This window comes from uncultured Caulobacter sp. (assembly GCF_937900395.1).
Lineage (GTDB): Bacteria > Pseudomonadota > Alphaproteobacteria > Caulobacterales > Caulobacteraceae > Caulobacter.
On sequence record NZ_CALCDX010000113.1, the window covers coordinates 37,318 to 57,844 of the forward strand.

Sequence of the window (20,527 nt, forward strand, 5' to 3'; positions counted from 1 at the left end):
CGCCCGACTTGGTCCTAGTCCGCATAGTACTTTCGATAGTTGGCGTAGTAGTAGTAGGAGTCGCCGTAGCCGTAGCGAGACTGGGCCTTGAGGTCCATCTGAGTGAGGGCGACGCCGGCGATGAACGCTCGCGTTCCCTGCAGAAGGGCCAGGGCCGACTGCACCGCCTTCACAGGCGTCTTCTTCCACCGGACCAGCATGACCACGGCGTCGGTATGCGGCGCCAGGATACGCGTGTCCGCGATCGCCAGCAGCGGCGCGGTGTCCAGAAGCACGATCTCGTAACGGTTGCGCAGCTCCTGCAACAGCCGGTGCATCGCGGCCGAGCCCAATACGTCACGGGGCGTGTAGGCAGACTTCGCCAGCGGCAGGATCTGCGCGCCGCTCTCGTCGTTGATCAGCGCCTGATCCAGGGTGGCGACGCCATTCAGGACCTCGAGCAAGCCCACCTTGGCCGGTTCCTTGAGGAACTGGGTGATGGCGCTTTGTCGAAGGTCGCAGTCGACGACGACGACCTTTGCGCCAGACGTCGCCAACGTGCGCGCCAACGAGAAGGTGGTCGTGGTTTTGCCCTCGCCGGGAAGCGACGAGGTCACCGCGATCACCTTGACCGTTTCGCCAACCTTGGAGAACAGGATCGAGGCGCGGAGCTTCCGGAGACTTTCGGCGAAGCTCGAAAGCGGCTTGGCCATAAGGTATTCCGGCGGCGTCATGCCCCGCAGGGTCTTGGCGTCGTCGACGGTGGTGTCGAGCGACGGCACAGCGCCCAGATAGGGCAGGCCCAGACGACGCTCGACCTCGTCTTCGGTGAACAGGCCCGCCATCAGGATCTCAGCCAGGACGATCGAAGCCAGACCCGCGCCAAGCGCCAGCACCAGGCCCAGGGCCAGGTTCAAGGACGGCTTGGGATAGCTGGCCCGCGTCGGAATCTTGGCCGGCGAAACGACGCGCGCGTCCGCCTGTTCGATCCCCTCCTGCGTCGTCGTTTGCTTGAAGCGGGACAACAGGGTCTCGTACAGAGTCTTGACCGACTGCGCCTTGCGTTCCAGTTCCGCAAGACCGATCGCGGCGCGGTTATTGCCGGCGAGCGTGCCCTTGGACTGCGAAACGCTCGCGGCGACCGAGCCGGTCCGCTGGCGCGCCACCTGAGCCTGGGCTTCCAGGTTCGAGATGATGCGGCGGATTTCAGCCTGGATCTGGGTGTCGATATCGGCCAGCTCGCGCTTGGCCTTCAGCAGGTCCGGGTGGCGATCGCCGTAACGACCGCTGAGGTCGGCGACTTGGGCGCTTTTCTCGGCGCGTTGCTTGCGCAGCTGCTGGACGACGGGTGAGTTCAGAGACTCGCCGACATCCTCGCCCGTGCTGCCTCTGGCCAGCTGCTGACGGGCGATGGCCAGGCGAGCATCCGTCTCGGCCTGGGCGGCGCGGCTGAGAGCCAGCTGCTGGTTCAGGCCGGAGATCTCCTGCTCCGTCAGGGTTGCGCCTTCGGCGCTGAGCAGGTTGTTCGCGATCTTGTACTGTTGAACCGCGGCGTCGGCCTGCGCGACCTGGTCGCGGAGCTCGGCGACGCGCGTATCCAGCCATTCGTTGGCCTTCTGCGTGGCGTCGAACTTGGCCTCGAGCTGCTCGGTCAAGTAGAGGTTGGCGAAAGCATTCGCCAGGTCCGCCGCACGCCGGGGATCGGTGTGGGTGTACTCAATCGAGATCAGATAGGTCAGCCCCGCGCGACGGACTTTCAGGCCGCTGAGCACATTGTCGACGATCCGTTCACGGCGACGCTGCAGTTCCGCGGGATCGGTCACGGCCACGGGCGCGGCCGCCTTCTTCAACGACGAGAACCAAGCCGTGGCGCCCTTGGCGCTCGGCAGGTAGGGGTTGAAGTAGGGGTCTTGCTCAAGCTTCAGATCCTTGACGACCCGCGCGGCGAGCGAACGGGACTTCAGGACCTCGACCTCGGTGTCGACGACGGCGGAGTCCGCGGGCAGGCCCGACAGAACCGCGCTCATGTCGGTCACCTGTTCCTTGCGCACATCCAGCATGACCTGGGCCGTCGCCGTATAGCGAGGCGTCTGCTGCAGGGTGAACAGAACCACCGCGGCGAACACCACCACGGCCACCGCCGCGAACAGGCGGAAGCGACGTCTGAAGGTCGCGATCGCGATATTCAGGTCAAAAGACAACGCTCCGGTGTCATTCACCGGAGCGTTCGAAGTTTCATAACCGGAGCCGTCCATAACCACTCTCAGTAATCGGCAAAACTTGCCGTTTCGTGGACGTTTTTCTTAGAACTGAAGGGCGACCGAAGCGATCACCTTGTTGTCCTTGAACGAGGCGCCCTTGGCGGCGCCAGACGAGTCCTGCTTGAGGTAGTTATAGGTCAGGAACAGGCCGACGCGGCGGTTCAGCAGATAGGTCGCCGTCGCGGAGAAGTTGTCGCGCTTGTCGTCGCGGTCAACACCCTTGTAGTTGTCCTTGCCGTGCGTATAGGCGGCCGACAGCAGGACGTTGCGCATCAGCTCGTGGTCGATCGACGCGCCGAGGTTGTTCGAGATGTAGCCCTGCGAGCCGGGCGCGGTCGATTCTTCGATGGACCGCGAACCGTTCAGCCCGACCGTGGTCAGCTGGGTCGGGAACCACTCCAGGCGACCTGCGGCGTTGAAGCCGTCGATCTTGGCGAACGCGGGGTTGTCATAGGACTGCGACATGTAGCCGACTTGAATATCGCCGCGCACGAGCTCGGAGACGTCGAAGTTGGCGCCGACGCCGACAACATAGCCGTCCGAGGTGCGGTCGGAGGCGACGATATTCGTGTCGTAGTCTTTCTTATTGCCCGTGGCCGACAGATAGACGGCCGTGTCGGGGCTGACCGCATACTCGGCCTTGGCGCCGTAGTAGAATTCGTTGCGATCGCGGAAGTCCTGATCGACGATTCCCGTGCCAGCGATGTTCGGCACGTCCTTGTAGTTGAAATCCTTATCGTCCAGACGGCCCGAGACCCGCAGACGGTTGAACTCCTTGACGTAGGCAACCGTGCCCTGCGTCAGATCGTATTTCACCGGCTTGCCCGCCGCGCTGGGCGAGGTCGGCGCCGTACGGGGTTCGACCAGGCGCTGGGTCTGAACCGAGCCGGTCAGGTTCGAGCCGCGCTCGATGTCGAGCCGGCCGTTCGCGGAGACCGTATATTCTTCCGCGTTTTCAGAGCTGTTGTCCGAGTAGCGGATGATGTTGCCGCCAGCGAACAGCCCCAGAGCGTGCCGCGACCAGTCCGAACGCACGGCCATTTCCGGCTTCACGCGCCAGATCGTGTCGCTGGTCTTGCCGGAGGCGACAGCGTAGATGTTGTCGTTGCGTTCGACATCCGCCGTGATGCGCGGATACAGCGTGAAGCCGCCGGCTTTCTGGCCGGTCGCCTCGTAGTCCGGGCGCGGGCGCTGACGGACGCTGACGTTCTTGTCGCGCTTGAAGTTCGAACCGAGATCTTGCGCCTGAACGGCCTGAGGCGCGGTCAGGGCAATGCAGGCCATGGCGGCCGAGCACATAAGGAGTCGCATGTTTATCCCCACCAGAAGGGACGGCCGACGCACGTCGTGACGCGCCGGTCCGCCCTGAGACTTATTGCTATTAGTTACCCGCAGTAGGCGGCGACCACGCCCGCGCACGGATCGTACGGGGCCGGCGTCGTCGTGGTCGTCGTGCCGCCTGCGCCCGCACCCGCGCCCGCGTCGCCGCCCGCGGCTTGCGAAACGCCTTGCAGGCTGACCAGAACGCTCGGCGCGCCACCATCAGTGGTCGCGGCGGTTTGGGCGACCGTCGCCGATTGGCCCGTCGCGGCCAGCTGCTGGGTCACGACCGGGGACGAGGCCACGGTCTGGGTCATTTCCGGAGCGACCGCGGCCGCCACCTGAATGGCGACGCCAGCCGAAACCGTGCCGGCCCCAACCGCTTGCACCAGAGCCGCGGCGATCACCGTCGGCGAAGCGCCGGTCGCGGCCAGAGCGGCCGCGACGGACGCCTGGATGGCGGCCAGCTTGGCGCTAGCCGAAAGGCGAGCAAAGCCAGGTTGCGAGGCGGCCTGTTGGGCCGCGGCCGCGATGGTCGCCTGCAGCGAAGCGGCCGTAGGAGCCGGGGTGTTTTGAGCCCAGACTTGGCCAGCGCCCATCGGCGCCAGCGCAACGGCCAAGCTGATAGCGATCGCCCGAACGCGATGAGAAGCCATGACTGCTCCCTCCAATTGAACGGCGTCCCTTTAGGACAATGTAAACGAATTCTCTAGCCCAGAACGCGTGCTCCTGTCGATTTCTCGACGGAAGCGTTCCCCGGAGATCACACTTTTCGTGGATCCCCGCGAAAGAAACACGCGAACGAGCCTTAGACTAAGAATATGACGCGTCTCTCCGCCCCCGGCAGAACTATCAGACTTCGTCATCGGGCTCGTTAGCCCTAAAAAAACACGCGCGACTTCGCAATGCAACGCCGCAACAGGAAAATCCATATGAAATGCTAAGAATCTAGTCGTTTTCGCCTGCTAGCAGGTAAAGAGTTCGGTTAATACGCGAGCGTTTTGGTTAAGATTAGGCCGCGACCGTGGTTAACCCGGGAACTTGTTGGCGTTGAACAAGGCAACCATACCAGCCAAGACCCGCATAGGTTTCATATCCAGGGGTCAAGGCGTAGCCGACCGTAATCTCGCCATCCGCGTAACTGCCCATCGACCCAGTCGAAGTATCGAGCGGGAAGATCTCGGTAAGAACACCCTGATTATCCGACGAGGCCAGAACCCGGCCCTTCTGGTCTAGCAACATCACGCGAGAGCGTTCGCGCTCTTCGCTCGTGAGACGAACGCCGTCCACGACCGCCTGGGCTTGCGGACGCCAATCGAAGTGCACGCCGAGGACGCCCAGGGGCTTGCCCGTGGCCTCGCCCCCGGCCCGTATGGCCGTGGCGTAGGTCGCGACGGGCGCATCGCCCAGCGCCCGGCAGCGCTCAATGTCGCAGGCGACGAAGTCGTCCCCGCTCGCGGTGCGCAGCCCCTCCTGGAACCAGCGCGTGTCGGCGACGGACTGGCCAACGACGTTGGGATAGCGGGACGGCCGCCCGTTGGCGACCACCCTCCCCCGCGCGTCACAGATCCAGAGATCCAGATACACGGTGTAGGCGTCGAGGATGACGCCCAGACGGTTGCTCGCATGAAGACGAGCGCCCTCGTCCTCCTCGCCAAGGCAGGCCACCACGGCGGAATCCGTCGCCCACCAGCGCACGTCGCAGGTCCGCTCGTAGAGGTTGCGATCGACGATCTCGATGGCGTTGAGCGCCAAGTCGGCCAGTCTCTGGCCGCGCATGTGCGAAAGGATCGCCCCTCCGATGGCCGAGAGTTCGTCAAGGTCGGCGCGGACCTGGCTTTCGAGCGCGGCCGCGACAGCATCGATCTCAGTGGAGATCTTCTTGAACTCCTCGGCGACGATGGCGAAGCCCTTGCCGGCCTCGCCGGCGCGGGCCGCGACGATCAGAGCGTTGATCGAGAGCATCTTGGCCGCGCGATTGACTCTCGCGATCTCGCCGATCTTCTCGCCCGCAACGCTCGAAAGCCGTTCAGACAAGTCCAGGATCCGTTCTGGGCGAAAACTGGAGTCTTGTTCCATAACCAACGCGCCCCCACGCACGCTTAAGCGAATCACCCGCACTCAGGAAGATGCCGCCCTCGCCATGACCGCGCGACGACATGACAGGGCCGTCTGAGGTTCTCGTCGCCTCCACGATGTAAAAACGCCCGAACGCCCTCGAAACGGGCGCCCGGCGCTTAGAAAACAATCGTTTGCGAGTAGATTGCCCGAGTCACTCAAGCTGAGAACGACCGCACGCGTAACGACTCACCCTTTCGGAATCCCGGCTCCCTGCGACTGCACCCGGTGATCGGCGTCCCGTTGTGGCGTCCATCATGAGCTTGTTCCGCCCGGAGGCCGTGCATCAATCAGAACGTCGGATCGAAGGGGGAGAGCGCCGCGCGCCGCCTGAGAGGTCAATAGCATCCATTCGCGGCGGCGGCGTCCTTCAGCGTCGCAGCCGTTCAGCGATAAACCGATCGACGGCGTCGGTGTAGTCGCCGGGCAGGCCTAGGGTGCGGTTGACATCGGCGTGTGTCAGGGGCTGGGGCAGGACGGGCATCCGCACGTCCGAGCGCTTGGCCAGGTCCTGGAAGGCGCGGGCGTCGTCGCAGGGCTTGTCCGGGCGCTTGGTCGAGCAGACCACCATCATCGGCACGGCGGACGGCGTCCACTGGTCCATCGGCGAGGCCTTGGCCCAGCCGGCGGGGTCGCCGCCGAACGCCTCGTCGTAGAACTTCGGGTGACGGCCGGCCATGGTCTCGGAGACCTTCATCGTCGCCGAGTCCAGCACCACCGTGCCCGCCCAGGGTTGGCCGACCATCGAAGGCTTGGACGACAGCAGGGCGACCAGGTGCGCGCCGGCCGAGTGACCCATCAGGATGATCTTGCGGTCGCTGGCGCCCCAGTCGGCGGCGTGGCTCTGCGTCCAGCGCAGGGCGGCGGCCACGTCCTGGGCCTGCGTATAGGCCATGGCCTGGGGCAGCATGCGATAGTTGACGCTGACGAACACGAAGCCCTTGGGCAGCCAGTGGCGCAGCTTGTTCTCGACCGAGCCGGTATTGGCCTTGTCGCCGATTTTCCAGGCCCCGCCGTGGACCATCACGATCACCGGCGCGTCGCGCGGGACGTTCGGCGGGATGTAGATGTCGATAGCCTGGGCCGGATCGGCGCCGTACGAGGCCGTCAGCTTGCGGGCGCCGGGCAGGATGGCCTGGAGGTCGATCGGGCGCTCCTCCTCGGCCTTCTTCTCCTGCAGGCGCTGCATCATGCGTTCGCGCATCTTGCCGCGCAGGCCGATCTGGGCGTCGGCGACGCTGGTCACGGCCAGGGCGGAGGCGAGGGACAGGGTGAGTAGAAGGGTCTTCTTCACGGCGATCTCTTCGAAAGGAAAGGTGGGCCGGCGCGGGGGGCTGTGCGCCGGCCCGGTGCTCAGATCAGGGACGGGTGACCGTGCCGCTGACCGAACGGGTGTCGCCGCCATAGCCGGTGCGGCTGGCGTTGTAGCTGTAGGAGCCGTCGCCGTTGTTGACGACGTTGGTCGCGCGGCTGGCCGAGGCGCCGTTGTTGAACGTACGCGAGGCGCTTCCGGCATAGGCGCCGTCGCCCCAGCTGGCGGCGCGCTGGCTGGCGACGCCGTAGCCGCCGTTGGTCTGGGTCCCGCGAGAGACCGAGACGGCGCCTGGCTGGCGGCTGACGTGGCGGTCGTGGACATAGCCGCGGCCATAGGCGCCCTGCACGCGAACGGTGCGGCCGTGCTGGCCGGCCTCGGCAGCGGGGGCGAGCGCGATGAACAGGGCCGTGGCGGTCATGCCGGCGGCGGCGAGAACGGTCTTACGCATGGTGTCTTCCATCTCTGGGGTGACGTCCCTCGTCGCTGGACAGAAAACACGCTGGCGCGCTCCTCCTGATGTTTCCTCGTCGACGAAACGTATCGAAATGTAATCGTGGGGCGCTTGGCCTTTTCCGCGCCGCGCGCCTGGGGCAAGGCTTCGACCATGATCGACAACACCCTGATCGCGGTGATCGAGGACGACGCCGAGATCCGTGACCTGACATTGGCCCTGCTGCGCCGGGAGGGCTGGGAGGCCGTGGGCTGCGAGCACGCCGCCGCCTTCGACCGACTGGCCGCCCGCCGTCGCGTCGACCTGGTGCTGCTGGACATCATGATGCCCGGCGAGGACGGCCTGTCGCTGTGTCGCCGCCTGCGGGCCACGGGCGACACGGCGATCCTGATGGTCACCGCCAAGGGCGACGACATCGATCGCGTGGTCGGGCTGGAGATCGGCGCCGACGACTACCTGCCCAAGCCCTATGTGCCACGTGAGCTGCTGGCCCGGGTCCGCGCCATCCTGCGCCGCACCCGCGAGGTCCATCGGGTGGCCGTCGCGCCGCCTGGCGAGGTCTATGGCTTCGCCGGCTGGCGGCTGGACTCGGCCAGCCGCGATCTCTTGGACGCCGCCGGCGCGCCGGTCGTACTGACGGGCGGTGAGCACGACCTGCTGATGGCCTTCCTGCGCCACGCTCAGCGCGTGCTCAGCCGCGACCAGCTGCTGGACTGGACGCGCGGACGCAGCGCCACGCCATACGATCGCTCGATTGACGTCCTGCTGGGCCGCCTGCGCCGCAAGCTGGCCTCGGGGGCGGGCGGCGAGGGACTGATCAAGACCGTCCGCGGCGGCGGCTACCTGTTCAGCGCGCCGGTCGAGCGGCTTTGAGGGGGCGCCGCCGATGGTGATGCTGGACAACCTCTCCTCACGCATCGCCGCCATCCTCCTGGCGGGCCTGATGATCCTGCTGGTCCTAGGCGCGGCGCTGCTGATCTGGCCATCGGAGGACGGCGGCGGGGTGCGCTTCTACCAACTGCCGCAGCCCGCCGAGGCGGTGGCCATGGTCGAGGCCCTGGACGCCTCGCCACGCTCGGCCCGCCCCGCCGTGATGAAGGCGCTGGACACCGGCGTTATCCGCGCGACCCTGGACGCGAGTTTCCCCAAGGCTCTGCGTCGGGCCCGCCCGGCGGACGCCCGCGATCCAGGCTACGCCGCCTACGCCCGGGCGCTGGCGGGACGCGACTGGCGGATCGAGGTGCTGCGCGGCGGGCGGCTGCGCGACGGCTTCATGCCCGGCCGCGCGGCCTTGCGCCTGTCGGTGCGGCTGGAGGATGGCTCGGTCCTGACCCTGCGCCGGCGCGCGCCCGAGGCGGCGCGGCGCTATCTGGGCCGCGTCACCCTGGCCTGCGCCGCCCTGCTGGCGGTGACCCTGCTGATGATCCTGGTGGCCGTGCGCCAGACGACCCGGCCAGTCGAGAGCCTGGCGCGGGCCGTGGCCCGGTTCGGCGACGACCTGGACGCCGCGCCACTACCTCCCGGCGGTCCGCGCGAGATCCGCGAACTGTCGGCCGCCTTCAACACCATGCGAGACCGGATCCGGGGGCTGGTCGACGAGCGTACGCGCATGCTGGCCGCCATCGCCCACGACCTGCGCACCTACCTGACCCGGCTGACCCTGCGGGCCGAGTTCATCGCTGACGCCGAGCAGCGAACCAAGGCGACTCGCGACCTCGCCGAGATGTCCCAACTGCTGGACGACACCCTGCTATTCGCCCGTCAGGAGGCCGGGCGCGGCGAGGGCGCGCGGCCCATCGAGGTCCGGCGCGAACTGGAGAGCCTGGTCGCCCTGCGCGCCGAGATGGGTCAGGTCCTGACCCTGTCGGCGGGCGCGCCCGTCACCGCCCTGGTCTCGCCCGTGGCCCTGCGGCGCATGCTGAACAACCTGGTGGACAATGCCGTGGCCTATGGCGGGGACGTGACCCTGGAGGCCCAGGTCGCGGACGGCGAGGCGCGCGTCGCCGTGCTGGATCGCGGTCCTGGCCTCCCCGACGCGATGCTGGCCCGCGTCACCGCGCCGTTCGAGCGCGGCGAAGCCTCGCGCAACCGACGCACCGGCGGAGCGGGCTTGGGCCTCTCGATCGTTCAGGCCCTGGCCCAGGCGCAAGGCGGCCGGCTCGTCCTGGCCAACCGCGAGGGCGGCGGGTTGATGGCGACCATAGCCCTGCCAACGCCCATCGGCAGGCGCGCGACGCCACGATGATCGGCGATCCAGCGGTGATCTCGAAGGGCCAGGAGCGGCCGCGCCGGGCGCACTGGATTAGGCTCCCAGCGCAGCGTGAGCCCACCACAGATGGCGAGACTAGACGTCGACCTCCGCGTCCAGCGCGTTCTCCTGGATAAATTCACGACGCGGTTCGACGAGGTCGCCCATCAAGCGGCTGAACATGTCGTCGGCATCGTCGGCGTGATTGACGCGAACCTGCAGCAGGGTGCGCGCTTCGGCGTCCAGCGTGGTCTCCCACAACTGTTCGGGGTTCATCTCGCCAAGACCCTTGTAACGCTGGATGGTCAGCCCCTTGCGGCCGGCGTCGAGCACGGCGTTGACCAGGTCCAGCGGACCGCGAACGGTCGTCGACTTGTCCTTGCGACGGAAGACCGCGCGGCCAGAGAAGATCTCGGCCAACTTGACCGAGCGTTCGGCGAGGCGACGCGCGTCGGCGGCGTGCATCAGCACGTCGTCGAGCACCACACGCTCGGAAACGCCACGGCGCACGCGGCTGAAGACGAAACCGGTCTCGCCACGCTCGCCGCTCCAGGGCCCATCGCCTTCCTCGGCATAGAGGTCCAGGCGCTTGGCGGCGGCGGCGGGATCGGGGCTTTCGCCGAACAGGCCGGCCAGAGCCGACTGCTCGATCGCCGTGGCGGGGGCTCGCGCCGCGAGGCGGTCAATGTTGGCCTTGGCCGAACGCGCGGTCTGCACCAGGGCCAGCAGGTCCTGGCCGATCAGGCGCTCGCCAGACGCCAGGTCGAGCTCGGCGCCGTCGACACCCTCGTCCACGAGGAAGGCGTCCATCTCGGCGTCGTCCTTCAGATAGCGCGAGGACTTGCCCTTGCTGGCCTTATAGAGCGGCGGCTGAGCGATATAGATGTAGCCGCGCTCGATCAGTTCCGGCATCTGCCGGTAGAAGAAGGTCAGCAGCAGGGTGCGGATGTGCGCGCCGTCGACGTCGGCGTCGGTCATCAGCACGATCTTGTGGTAGCGCACCTTGTCGGGATTGAAGTCGTCCCGCCCGATGCCGGCCCCTAGAGCCGTGATCAGCGTGCCAATCTGGTCCGACGACAGCATCTTGTCGAAGCGCGCGCGTTCGACGTTCAGGATCTTGCCGCGCAGGGGCAGGACGGCCTGGTTGTCGCGGTTGCGGGCCTGCTTGGCCGAGCCGCCGGCCGAGTCGCCCTCGACGATGAAGATCTCGGACTTGGCCGGGTCCCGCTCGGAGCAGTCGGCCAGCTTGCCGGGCAGCGAGGTGATGTCGAGCGCGCTCTTGCGGCGGGTCAGCTCGCGCGCCTTGCGGGCGGCCTCGCGCGCCGCGGCGGCTTCGGCGATCTTGGAGACGATGGCCTTGGCTTCGTTCGGGTGCTCCTCGAACCAAGTCGAAAGACCTTCCGAGACCAGACCTTCCACGGCCGGGCGCACTTCGGACGAAACCAGCTTGTCCTTGGTCTGGGAGCTGAACTTCGGGTCAGGCACCTTGACCGACAGCACGCAGGTCAGGCCTTCGCGGGCGTCTTCGCCGCCGAGGTTAACCTTCTCCTTCTTCAGGATGCCCGAGCTTTCGGCGTAGCTGGTGATGATCCGGGTCAGGGCCGCGCGGAAGGCCGAGAGGTGCGTACCGCCATCCCGCTGCGGGATGTTGTTGGTGAAGCACAGCATCTGCTCGTGGTAGCTGTCGTTCCACCACATGGCGAGGTCGACCTCGACCTTGTCCTTGACCCCGCGCACCGTGATCGGCGCCTTCAGCAGCGGCGTCTTGACCTTGTCCAGGTGGCGAACGAAGGCCTCGATGCCGCCTTCGTAATGGAGCTTCTCCTCCCAAGGCTCGGCGTCGCGATGGTCCTTGAACCAGATCGTCACGCCAGAGTTCAGGAAAGCCAGTTCGCGCAGACGATGTTCGAGCGTCTTCCGGTCGAACTCGATGAATGCGAAGGTGTCCTTGGACGGAAAGAAGGTGACTTCCGTACCGGTCAGCGTCTCGCCGGCCTTGGGCCCTTCCGTGCGGACGGGCGAGTCGCCGGTGACCTTCAGCGAGGTGACCGCGTCGCCGCGCTCGAAGCGCATCTGGTGAACCTTGCCGTCGCGGTGGATCAAAAGTTCCAACCAGTCCGACAGCGCGTTGACGACAGAGACGCCCACGCCGTGCAAGCCGCCCGAGACCTTGTAGCTGTTCTGGTCGAACTTACCGCCGGCGTGCAGCTGGGTCATGATGACCTCCGCCGCCGAGACGCCTTCTTCCTCATGGATGCCGACCGGGATGCCGCGGCCATCGTCGGTGACCGTCACAGAGCCGTCGGCGTTCAGGATCACCTGGACCTTGGTGGCGTGACCGGCCAGCGCCTCGTCGATGGCGTTGTCGACGACTTCGTAGACCATGTGGTGCAGGCCCGACCCGTCGTCGGTGTCACCGATATACATGCCGGGGCGCTTACGGACGGCGTCCAGACCCTTGAGAACCTTGATCGAGTCCGCGCCGTACTGGGCGGCGGCTTCCTCGGTCGACATTTCGGGAACTTGGTCTTCGGTGTTCTCGGTCATTCGTCTTCCAGGGCGGTCAGGCCGGCGTCGCCCACGCGAACGCCTAGCGCCCGACCCTTGAGATGGTCGAACAGCGACTCGTCCGTGCCGGTGAGGAAGGCCTGGAGCTTGAGCGCCGTGAGTTCGTCGGCCAATGCGGCTCGTCTGGCAAGATCGAGATGCGCGGCGACTTCGTCGAGCAATATTACAGGATTCGGCGCGGATTTCGCACGCGAAAGTCGCGCGGCCTGGGCCAAAACGAGGTTCAAAATCAGGGCTTTCTGCTCTCCCGTCGAGCATTCGGCCGCCAGACGGTCCTTCTCGACATGGAAGATGGCCAGATCGCCGCGATGAGGGCCGGTCAAGGCCCGGCCGGCGGCGCCATCGCGCACCCGCGCGGCGGCAAGCGCCGAGGCCAGCTTGCCTTCGATCTCGGCGAACGGAACGCCCTCGATCGCCAGCTTCTCCCACTCGCCGGTGAGGGTCAGGCGCGCCTGAGGGAAAGGCCGATCACCGCGCCCGTCGATCTCGGCCTGCAAGGCCTGGAGAGTGCGCGCCCGGGCTTGCGCCATCAGCGCGCCGCTCTCGGCCAAGCGGACCTCCAGAGCATTGAGCCAGGTCGCATCCGGCGGCGCGCCGCGTTCAGCGGCCTCCGTCAGCAGCCGCATCCGCTCGCGCTGCGCCTTGTCGTAGGCGTTGGCGTTGGTGGCGTGCGAAGGCTCTCCCGCAAAGACTAGCCGATCGAAAAAGCGTCGGCGCTCGGACGCGGCTTCCAGGAACAGACGATCCTGGGCGGGCGTCAGCCAGATCGGCCGGACGTGGTCGGCAAGCCGGCCCGGCGAAACGGTCTCGCCGTCTAGGCGCACCGTGCGGCGACTGGCCCCGGGCTGCTCGACGCCTGTCCCGATCCGCACGGGCGCATCCAGGCCGCTTTCGACCTCCGCCGCCACGGCCCAGGCTCGCCCCACCGCCTCTCCAGGCAGCCGTCGCCCGACCTCCGCGAGATTGGCGCCACGCAGGCCCTTGCCGGGCGTCAGGAGGCTGATCGCCTCCAAAAGGTTGGTCTTTCCCGCGCCGTTCGGGCCGAACAGATAGACGCTGCGCCCGCCTGTCTCGAGGCGCGCGCGCTCGTAGGAGCGGAAATCCGTCAGGGTCAGGGAAAGCAATGCGGCCGACGCCATGCGGCGTTCTTAAGCGGTGTCGGCGGTCGGGGCTACTGGCGTGAGGCGGGTCCGCTCCGCCGAAGAGCGGAACGGACCGGAGACTTCGATCAACCCAGCTTGTAACCGCAGAGCTTATTGCCATCGAGATCGCGGAAATAGGCGAAGTACGCCTTGGGCATGCGCGCGCCCGGAGCGCCCTCGTCCTTGCCGCCGAGCTCCAGCGCCCTGGCGTGGAAGGCGTCCACCTCCTCGACGGTGTCGAAGGCGAAGCCGCCCATCATCCCGTTGCCGACGCAGGCCGGATTGCCGTCATACGGGCCCAGCACGCCGAACATGCAGCCGTCGCCGCGATAGAGACGGCCGCCCGAGGGGTGGTCGAACAACGGCTTGAAGCCGATCGAACCCAGCAGGGCGTCGTAGAAGGCCTTGGCCTTCTCCAGATCGTTCGAGCCGACCGTCACGTAGTTCACCTTGGCCATGGCCACCTCCCGTTTTCTTAGAAAACGGACGTTGCCATGGCGGCAATGCGTTCGCAACCGGCTCGGCTACTGCCCCAGCCCCAGCACCTTGCGCAAAAACTGGGTTTCGACCTCGCGACGGCGATCGTTATTGGCCTTCTTCAGGAAGCCGTGGCCTTCGTCCTTGAATTGAACGTACCAGGTCTCGACGCCCTTCTCACGCAGCTTGGCGACGACCTGGTCGGACTCGGACTTCGGGACTCGCGGATCGTTCCAGCCCTGCATGACCAGCATCGGCTTGGTGATCTTGCCGACGTTGTTCAGCGGCGAGATCGTCTCGAAGGCCTTCAGCATCTTGGGATCGCGCTCGTCGCCATATTCGGCGCGGCGCAGGTCGCGGCGGTAGGCCTCGGTGTTCTGCAGGAAAGAGACGAAGTTGCTGATGCCGTAGCGCTCGATCCCGCCGGCCAGACGGTCCGAATAGTGGGTCATGACGGCCAGGGACATGTAGCCGCCGTACGACTGGCCGTAGACCACGACACGGCTGGGATCGAGGTCGGGCTGCGTCTTGATCCAGTCCAACAGCGCGCCGATGTCCTTGACCGAGTCCTCGCGCTTTTCGGCGTTGTCGAGGTTGTGGAACGTCCGGCCGTAGCCCGTCGAGCCCCGGACGTTGGTGACGATCACCGCCGCGCCCAGCTCGGCGACGCTGTGCTGATGGAAGGGGTTGAAGGTCGGCAGCGACTGCCCCTCGGGCCCGCCGTGGATGTCGATGATGACCGGCGCCTTCTGGCCGGCCGCCAGCTTGGGCTTGTAGACGAAGGCCGGGATCGAGCGCTTGTCGAACGAGGGGTAGCGGATCAGCGCCGGCGTCGCCAAAGCCTTGGGATCAAGGCCGCCCAGCTCCGAGGCCGTCCACCGCTCCAGCTTGCCGTCGTTGACGCCCCAGCTCCAGGCGTCGCTGACCGAGGTCGGGGTCGCCAGGCTGAAGCCCAGCTTGCCGCCGTCCGGCGAGAAGGCGAGGCCGCTGACCACGCCGGCCGGCAGTTCCGGCTGCGGCAAGGCGCGACGGGTGCGGAAGTCCTGCACGACCAACTTCGAATAGCCGTCCTCGTTGACGACATAGGCCAGGATCCGCCCATCGTCCGAGAGGGCGAAGTCCTCCACATCCCAAGGCCGGTCGCCCGAGACATTGACCTTGGCGCCGGTCGCGAGATCGATTTGAACGAGACGCAGGAAGTCCGAGCCCTCGTCCGACAGCAGCAGGACGGACTTGCCGTCGGGCGTGAACGCGCCGCCTTCGTAGGCGATCTTGGCCGCGCCCTTCTTGGGCGGGTTGAGTTCGGTCAGCTTGCCGGCGGCGACATCCAACAGCCAACGTTTGGATTCCGAGATCGAATAGTAGCGGCCCAGCAGCACAGTCTTGCCGTCGGGCGACACCGCCAGCGGCGAGACTTGGCCCTCGCCCTTGAAGATGACCTTGGTCGCGCCGGAGGCGTCGCGCATCAGCACGTCATAGTCCGCCGATCCCTTGACCGCCCGCGACCACACCAGGGTCGATCCGTCCTTGGACCAGGCCGGCGAGCCATTGCGCGTGCCGGTCTCGGTCAGTTGGACGGTCTTGCCATCGGCGTCGCGGAGGAAGAGCTGGAACCACTCGTCGCCGCCAGTGTCCTTTGAGAACAGAATCTGGCCGTTCGGCAGCACGTGCGGCGAGGCCACCGGCTCGTCATAGAAGGTGATCTGGCTACGGTCGGCGCCGGGCGCGGCCACGACGTGCAGCTGGTTCGTGTTGCCAAACCGCGTGGTGATGATCATGCCGCCGCCTGGCAGCCAGTCGCCGAACGAGGCCGAGCGGGCGTTCTGGTAACGCGCGAGGCCTTCGCGGATCGAAGGCGACGCGACCGGCACGTTCTCGAGAATCTGGTTGCCGATCTCGCGGCGCTCGACGGCCTGGGAGAAGGCCGGGGCCGCGACGGCGAGGGCCAGGATGGCGGCGGAGGCGGCGAACAGCTTCTTCATGCGAGACCCCGAACAGCAGAACGGGCGCCCAAAGCGCCCGCTCATTGAACCCCAAAACGTTGCGGATCAGACCCGCAGCGGCATCAGCACGTACTTCACGCCCGGATCGACCGGATCGACCACCAGGGTCGGACTGGCCGGATCGGCGAAGCGGAACTCGGCTTGCGGACCGGCGATCTGGCCGCAGACATCGAGCAGATAACGGGCGTTAAAGCCGATTTCGAAGGGCTCGCCGTCGTAATCGACCTCGACCTCTTCGACGGCCTGGCCGGCTTCCATGTTGCGGACCGTCAGGGTGATGCGGCCAGGCTCGACGGCCAGCTTCACCGAGCGGCTCTTCTCGGCCGAGATCGTCGCCACCCGATCCACGGCCTTGGCGAACAGGTCGTTGTCCAGCGTCAGGATCTTGGCGTTGTCGCGCGGAATCACGCGCATGTAGTCCGGGAAGGCGCCGTCGATGACCTTGGAGGTCAGGGCGGCCGCGCCGAACTCGAAGCGGACCTTCTGGGGCGAGACCTGCAGGTCGACCGTCTCGCCGGCCGATTCCATCAGGCGGCGGGCTTCGGCGATCGTCTTGCGCGGCACGATCACGCCCGGCAGGCCAACAGCGCCCTCGGGAGCCGGCATCTCGGCCAGGGCCAGGCGGTGGCCATCGGTGGCCACGGCGCGCAGCTTGGTCTCGCCGCCGTCGTTGACCGTGTGGAGATACAGGCCGTTCAGATAGTAGCGGGTCTCTTCCGTCGAGATCGCGAAGCGCGTCTTGTCGATCAGGCGGATCAGCTCGTTGGTGTCCACCGCGATCCGGCCCGACAGGCCGTCGCTGCTCATCACCGGAAAATCGCCGGCCGGCAGCACCGGCAGGTTGAAGCGCGAGCGGCCGGCCTGGATCACCAGGCGGGGGTCGTCGCCGCTGAAGCTCAGCGACACGTCGGCGCCGTCGGGCAGCTTGCGGACGATTTCATAGAGCGTGTGGGCCGGCGCGGTGATCTGGCCAGGGATGTCGATCTGGGCCAGGCCCTCGTCGATGATCTCCATGTCCAGGTCGGTCGCCGAGAACGACAGCTGGTCGCGCTCGGCCGACAACAGGATGTTCGACAGGATCGGGATGGTGTTGCGCCGCTCGACGACGCTTTGCACGTGCCCCAGCGCCTTCAGGAGCGCCGCCCGTTCGATGGTAAGCTTCATAGTCCGATCCAGATCGTGCGGGCGCTCACAGCAGAATCGCCCGCTACCCCCGCGATGAATGGACCGCCGACATTATCGCAAAGCGCGAAGGGGGAAAGGGGGCGCGCGGCTCATTTGCGCGCCCCGAGCGGCAAAATCGAGGGCTCTCAGGCCTTGGTGTCGAAGGAGCCGCCCGAACCGTCGCCGTCGGCGGCCGCTTCAGCGTAAGGATTGCCCCCGGCGGCGGCTTCGGACGGAGCCGGACCAGTCGAGCCCTTGGCCGCCACGGCGACCATGGCCGGACGCACGAGACGTCCCATCAGCTCGTAGCCGGCCTGCAGAACCGCCACGACGCCGCCCGCGGCGACCTCGTCGGACGCCTGCTCCATCATCGCCTGATGCAGGTGCGGATCGAACTTCTCGCCCTTGGCCGGGTCGATCTTCTTCAGGCCGTTGCGCTCGAAAGCCGTCAGAAGCTCCTTCTCGGTCATCTCGACGCCGATGACGAAGTTCTTCACGACCGGATCGGCCGTGTCGCGCGGGCTGTGCGCCGTGGCGCGGGCCAGGTTGTCGGCGGCGCCCAGCAGATCACGGGCGAACTTCTGGATCGCATAGGCGCGCGCGTCGTTCATCTCGCGCTCGGCGCGGCGCTTGGTGTTCTCGGCCTCTGCGGCGTAGCGGAGGGCCTGCTCCTTCAGGGCGGCGACCTCGGCCTTCAGCGCCTCGACCTCTTGGGCGAGGTCTTCGGTCTCGAACGGCGTATCTTCAGCCGGCGTTTGCTCGTCGGTCATCTCTTAAGGTCCTTATCCATCCATCATGCGTCCGAGCACCCGGGCGGTGTAGTCCACCAGCGGGATGACCCGTGCGTAGTTCAAGCGGGCGGGCCCGATCACGCCGATCGCGCCCAGCACCTTCTGCCGGCCTGTCATATAGGGCGCCGCGATCACGGAGGAACCCGAAAGCGAAAACAGGCGTGTTTCGGCTCCGATATAGATGCGCACGCCCTCGGCGTCGCGCACATCATCGAGCAGACCGATCAGTTGCCCTTTCTGCTCGAGGTCGTCGAACAGCTGGCGGACACGATCGATATCCTCGCGGGCCCGGGCGTCAGCCAGCAGATTCGCCTGGCCGCGCACGATCAGCGACCGCGCGTCGCCCTCCCCGCCGCTCCAGGCCGCGAGGCCGTCCTCGACCAGGCGAGCGGCGGTTTCGTCCAGTTGGCGACGGGCGAAGTCCAGTTCGGCGCCCATCTCGGCGCGCGCCTCGCTGAGGGTGCGGCCGCGCAGGCGGGCGTTCAGGAAATTACCGGCCTCCTGCAGGGCCGACGGCGTCACGCCGGGGGCCTGGCGCATCAAGCGGTTCTCGACCTGGCCGTCCTCGAACACCATGACCGCCAGCACCTGGCCGCCGCCCAGCGGCACGAACTCCACGTGCTTGACCCCGCCCTCGCGGACGGGCGTCACGACGATGCCGGCGCCGCCGGCGAGGCCCGACAGCACGGCCGAAGCCTCGGCCAGCGCCTCCTCGAACGAGCGTCCCTTGACCGCGAGCCGCGCCTCAATGGCCCGCTTCTCGGCCTCGGCGACATCGCCGACCTCTAGAAAGCCATCGACGAACATGCGCAGGCCCGCGTGGGTCGGCATCCGGCCCGCGCTGGTGTGGGGCGCGTCCAGCAGGCCCAGCTGCGCCAGATCCTGCATGGTGTTGCGTATGGACGCGGGCGACAGCGCCACGCCGCCCTTGGAGATGGTGCGCGAACCGACGGGCTCGCCCGTCTCGAGATACGACTCCACCACCCGCCGAAAGATATCGCGGGCGCGGGCGTCCAGATCGGCCAGCCCCGGCGTGCGGACGATCGGCCCTGGAAACAGCTGCGTCATGACGAAGTCATCTTGAGCGTGTCGTCTCGAGTCGTGTCGTTTGGGACCCGGTCAGCGAACAAAAGAAGTCGGCCCCTTTCAAGTTCCGCCTTCAATAGGATAAGCGGCCCCATCGACCTATTCAAATCCCGGAGTTTCCCATGCGTCCGTCCGAACGCGCCCCCGACCAGATGCGCGCCGTCACGCTGGAAACCGGCGTCAATCGCTACGCCGAAGGCTCGTGCCTGATCTCCTTCGGCCACACCAAGGTGCTGGTCACCGCGACAGTCGAGGAAAACCTGCCGGGCTGGCTGCGCAACAAGGGCCAGGGCTGGGTCACCGCCGAGTACGGCATGCTGCCGCGCGCCACCCACAGCCGCGGCCGCCGCGAGGCCGCCGCCGGCAAGCAGAGCGGTCGCACCCAGGAAATCCAGCGCTTGATCGGCCGCTCGCTGCGCGCGGTCGTCGACCTGAAGGCCTTGGGCGAGCGCCAGATCACGCTGGACTGCGACGTGGTGCAGGCCGACGGCGGCACCCGCACGGCCTCGATCACCGGCGCCTGGGTCGCCCTGCGCCTGGCGACGAAGTATCTGCTGGACGAAGGCGTGCTGAAGACCGATCCGATCATCGGCCAAGTGGCGGCCGTCTCGTGCGGCGTCTTCAACGACACCCCGGTCCTCGACCTCGACTACCAAGAAGACTCAAGCGCCGAGGCCGACAGCAATTTCGTGCTAACCAACGCCGGCGACATCGTCGAAATCCAGGCCACCGGCGAGAAGCGCGGCTTCACCCGGGCTGAGTTCGAGGCCCTGTATGGCCTGGCTGAAAAGGGCATTGGCGAACTCTTCGCCCTGCAGCGCGCGGCGATCACGGGTTAATCCGCCTCTTGCCGGGAACGGGGCGAGGACCCAGATTCAGCTCCTGAAGATCAGGAGTTCTGTGTGCCTACCCCGTTCGAAGGTTACGAAGTCGAAGCGCGCCTGCGTCCGTCGGCCGAAGCCTATCGTTTCGACCTGGACCAGACGCTGGCCAGCGTCGTGGCGCTAGAGGCGAAGGTTCCGGCCGACGCCTACACCGCCGCGATCCTGGGAACCGAGCGCGTCGGCAATGGCGTCGTCATCAGCCCCTCGGGTCTGGTGCTGACCATGGCCTACCTGGTCACCGAGGCCGAAGAGGTCGTGCTGACCCGCAATGACGGCCGCCGTGTTCCGGCGCACGTCCTGGGCCTTGATGGCCATTCGGGCCTTGGCTTGGTTCAGGCGCTGGAGCCGCTGGACCTGCCGGTCATCACCCTGGGCAGCGCTCAAGATCTCGAAGCCGGCGCGCCGGTGATCGCCGCCGGCGCGGGCGGGCGCGCCCACGCCGCCGCCAGCAAGGTCCTGGCCCGCATCCCTTTCGCCGGCTACTGGGAGTATCTGCTGGACGAGGCGATCATTACCGCGCCCGCCCACCCGCACTGGAGCGGCGCGGCGCTGATCGGTCCCAAGGGGGACCTCGTGGGTCTGGGCTCTCTGACGCTGGAGGGCCGCGACCAGAACGGCGAGACCCGCCCGCTCAACATGTTCGTGCCGGCCGAACTGCTGCCGCCGATCCTCGATGATCTGGCGCGCGGACGCTCGCCGCATCCTGCGCGGCCATGGCTG

At 67.0% G+C, this 20,527-nt stretch carries 17 protein-coding genes; 4 read left to right on the forward strand and 13 right to left on the reverse strand.

Annotated elements, in window-relative coordinates; translation table 11 throughout:
* Positions 1-14 precede the first annotated feature (14 nt).
* From Q0379_RS09755 to Q0379_RS09780, 6 genes are all read right to left on the reverse strand, one after another.
* A complete protein-coding gene (locus Q0379_RS09755) occupies positions 15-2,234 on the reverse strand; it encodes a polysaccharide biosynthesis tyrosine autokinase (protein WP_299007682.1) in 2,220 nt (739 codons plus the stop codon).
* 48 nt (positions 2,235-2,282) lie between these two features.
* Complete coding sequence (locus tag Q0379_RS09760; protein WP_299007684.1) at positions 2,283-3,551, reverse strand: outer membrane beta-barrel protein; 1,269 nt, start codon at positions 3,549-3,551, stop codon at positions 2,283-2,285.
* A gap of 74 nt (positions 3,552-3,625) precedes the next feature.
* Positions 3,626-4,216: a hypothetical protein gene (locus tag Q0379_RS09765; protein WP_299007686.1), complete on the reverse strand. Its 591-nt coding sequence runs from the start codon at positions 4,214-4,216 to the stop codon at positions 3,626-3,628.
* Between the two features lie 355 nt (positions 4,217-4,571).
* Positions 4,572-5,639, reverse strand: coding sequence for a methyl-accepting chemotaxis protein (locus Q0379_RS09770; protein ID WP_299007717.1), 1,068 nt, complete (start codon positions 5,637-5,639; stop codon positions 4,572-4,574).
* Between the two features lie 409 nt (positions 5,640-6,048).
* Complete coding sequence (locus Q0379_RS09775) at positions 6,049-6,972, reverse strand: alpha/beta hydrolase (RefSeq protein WP_299007688.1); 924 nt, start codon at positions 6,970-6,972, stop codon at positions 6,049-6,051.
* Positions 6,973-7,036: 64 nt separating this feature from the next.
* Positions 7,037-7,441, reverse strand: coding sequence for a hypothetical protein (locus Q0379_RS09780; protein WP_299007690.1), 405 nt, complete (start codon positions 7,439-7,441; stop codon positions 7,037-7,039).
* A 156-nt stretch (positions 7,442-7,597) separates the two neighbouring features.
* On the opposite strand from Q0379_RS09780, the gene Q0379_RS09785 reads away from it, so the two are divergent.
* Together Q0379_RS09785 and Q0379_RS09790 are read left to right on the forward strand one after the other, a co-directional pair.
* Positions 7,598-8,317 carry a response regulator gene (locus Q0379_RS09785; protein WP_299007692.1) on the forward strand — a complete coding sequence of 240 codons (720 nt, stop codon included), beginning with the start codon at positions 7,598-7,600 and terminating at the stop codon, positions 8,315-8,317.
* Between the two features lie 13 nt (positions 8,318-8,330).
* Positions 8,331-9,689, forward strand: coding sequence for an ATP-binding protein (locus tag Q0379_RS09790; protein WP_299007695.1), 1,359 nt, complete (start codon positions 8,331-8,333; stop codon positions 9,687-9,689).
* 99 nt (positions 9,690-9,788) lie between these two features.
* Here the strand turns inward: Q0379_RS09790 and gyrB are convergent, their stop codons facing one another.
* The 7 genes from gyrB to hrcA form a co-directional block, all read right to left on the reverse strand.
* The gene (gyrB, locus tag Q0379_RS09795) at positions 9,789-12,239 is read right to left on the reverse strand and encodes a DNA topoisomerase (ATP-hydrolyzing) subunit B (RefSeq protein ID WP_299007697.1); all 2,451 of its coding nucleotides are present in this window, start codon (positions 12,237-12,239) and stop codon (positions 9,789-9,791) included.
* Entirely contained in the window at positions 12,236-13,399 is a 1,164-nt protein-coding gene (gene recF / locus Q0379_RS09800) for a DNA replication/repair protein RecF (RefSeq protein ID WP_299007699.1), read from the reverse strand. Before recF ends, gyrB begins: the two co-directional genes overlap by 4 nt.
* Positions 13,400-13,488: 89 nt before the next feature.
* On the reverse strand, positions 13,489-13,860 hold the full coding sequence (locus tag Q0379_RS09805) for a VOC family protein (protein ID WP_299007700.1): 372 nt from the start codon (positions 13,858-13,860) through the stop codon (positions 13,489-13,491).
* Between the two features lie 66 nt (positions 13,861-13,926).
* On the reverse strand, positions 13,927-15,861 hold the full coding sequence (locus tag Q0379_RS09810; protein WP_299007703.1) for a S9 family peptidase: 1,935 nt from the start codon (positions 15,859-15,861) through the stop codon (positions 13,927-13,929).
* Between the two features lie 66 nt (positions 15,862-15,927).
* The gene (gene dnaN, locus Q0379_RS09815; protein ID WP_066682885.1) at positions 15,928-17,046 is read right to left on the reverse strand and encodes a DNA polymerase III subunit beta; all 1,119 of its coding nucleotides are present in this window, start codon (positions 17,044-17,046) and stop codon (positions 15,928-15,930) included.
* Between the two features lie 146 nt (positions 17,047-17,192).
* On the reverse strand, positions 17,193-17,816 hold the full coding sequence (gene grpE, locus Q0379_RS09820) for a nucleotide exchange factor GrpE (RefSeq protein ID WP_299007707.1): 624 nt from the start codon (positions 17,814-17,816) through the stop codon (positions 17,193-17,195).
* 12 nt (positions 17,817-17,828) lie between these two features.
* Positions 17,829-18,905: a heat-inducible transcriptional repressor HrcA gene (gene hrcA, locus Q0379_RS09825; protein ID WP_299007709.1), complete on the reverse strand. Its 1,077-nt coding sequence runs from the start codon at positions 18,903-18,905 to the stop codon at positions 17,829-17,831.
* A gap of 140 nt (positions 18,906-19,045) precedes the next feature.
* On the opposite strand from hrcA, the gene rph reads away from it, so the two are divergent.
* Both rph and Q0379_RS09835 read left to right on the forward strand, forming a co-directional pair.
* Entirely contained in the window at positions 19,046-19,762 is a 717-nt protein-coding gene (rph, locus tag Q0379_RS09830; protein WP_299007711.1) for a ribonuclease PH, read from the forward strand.
* 63 nt (positions 19,763-19,825) lie between these two features.
* Positions 19,826-20,527: S1C family serine protease (locus Q0379_RS09835; protein ID WP_299007714.1), on the forward strand; the 702-nt coding region annotated here is incomplete at its 3' end.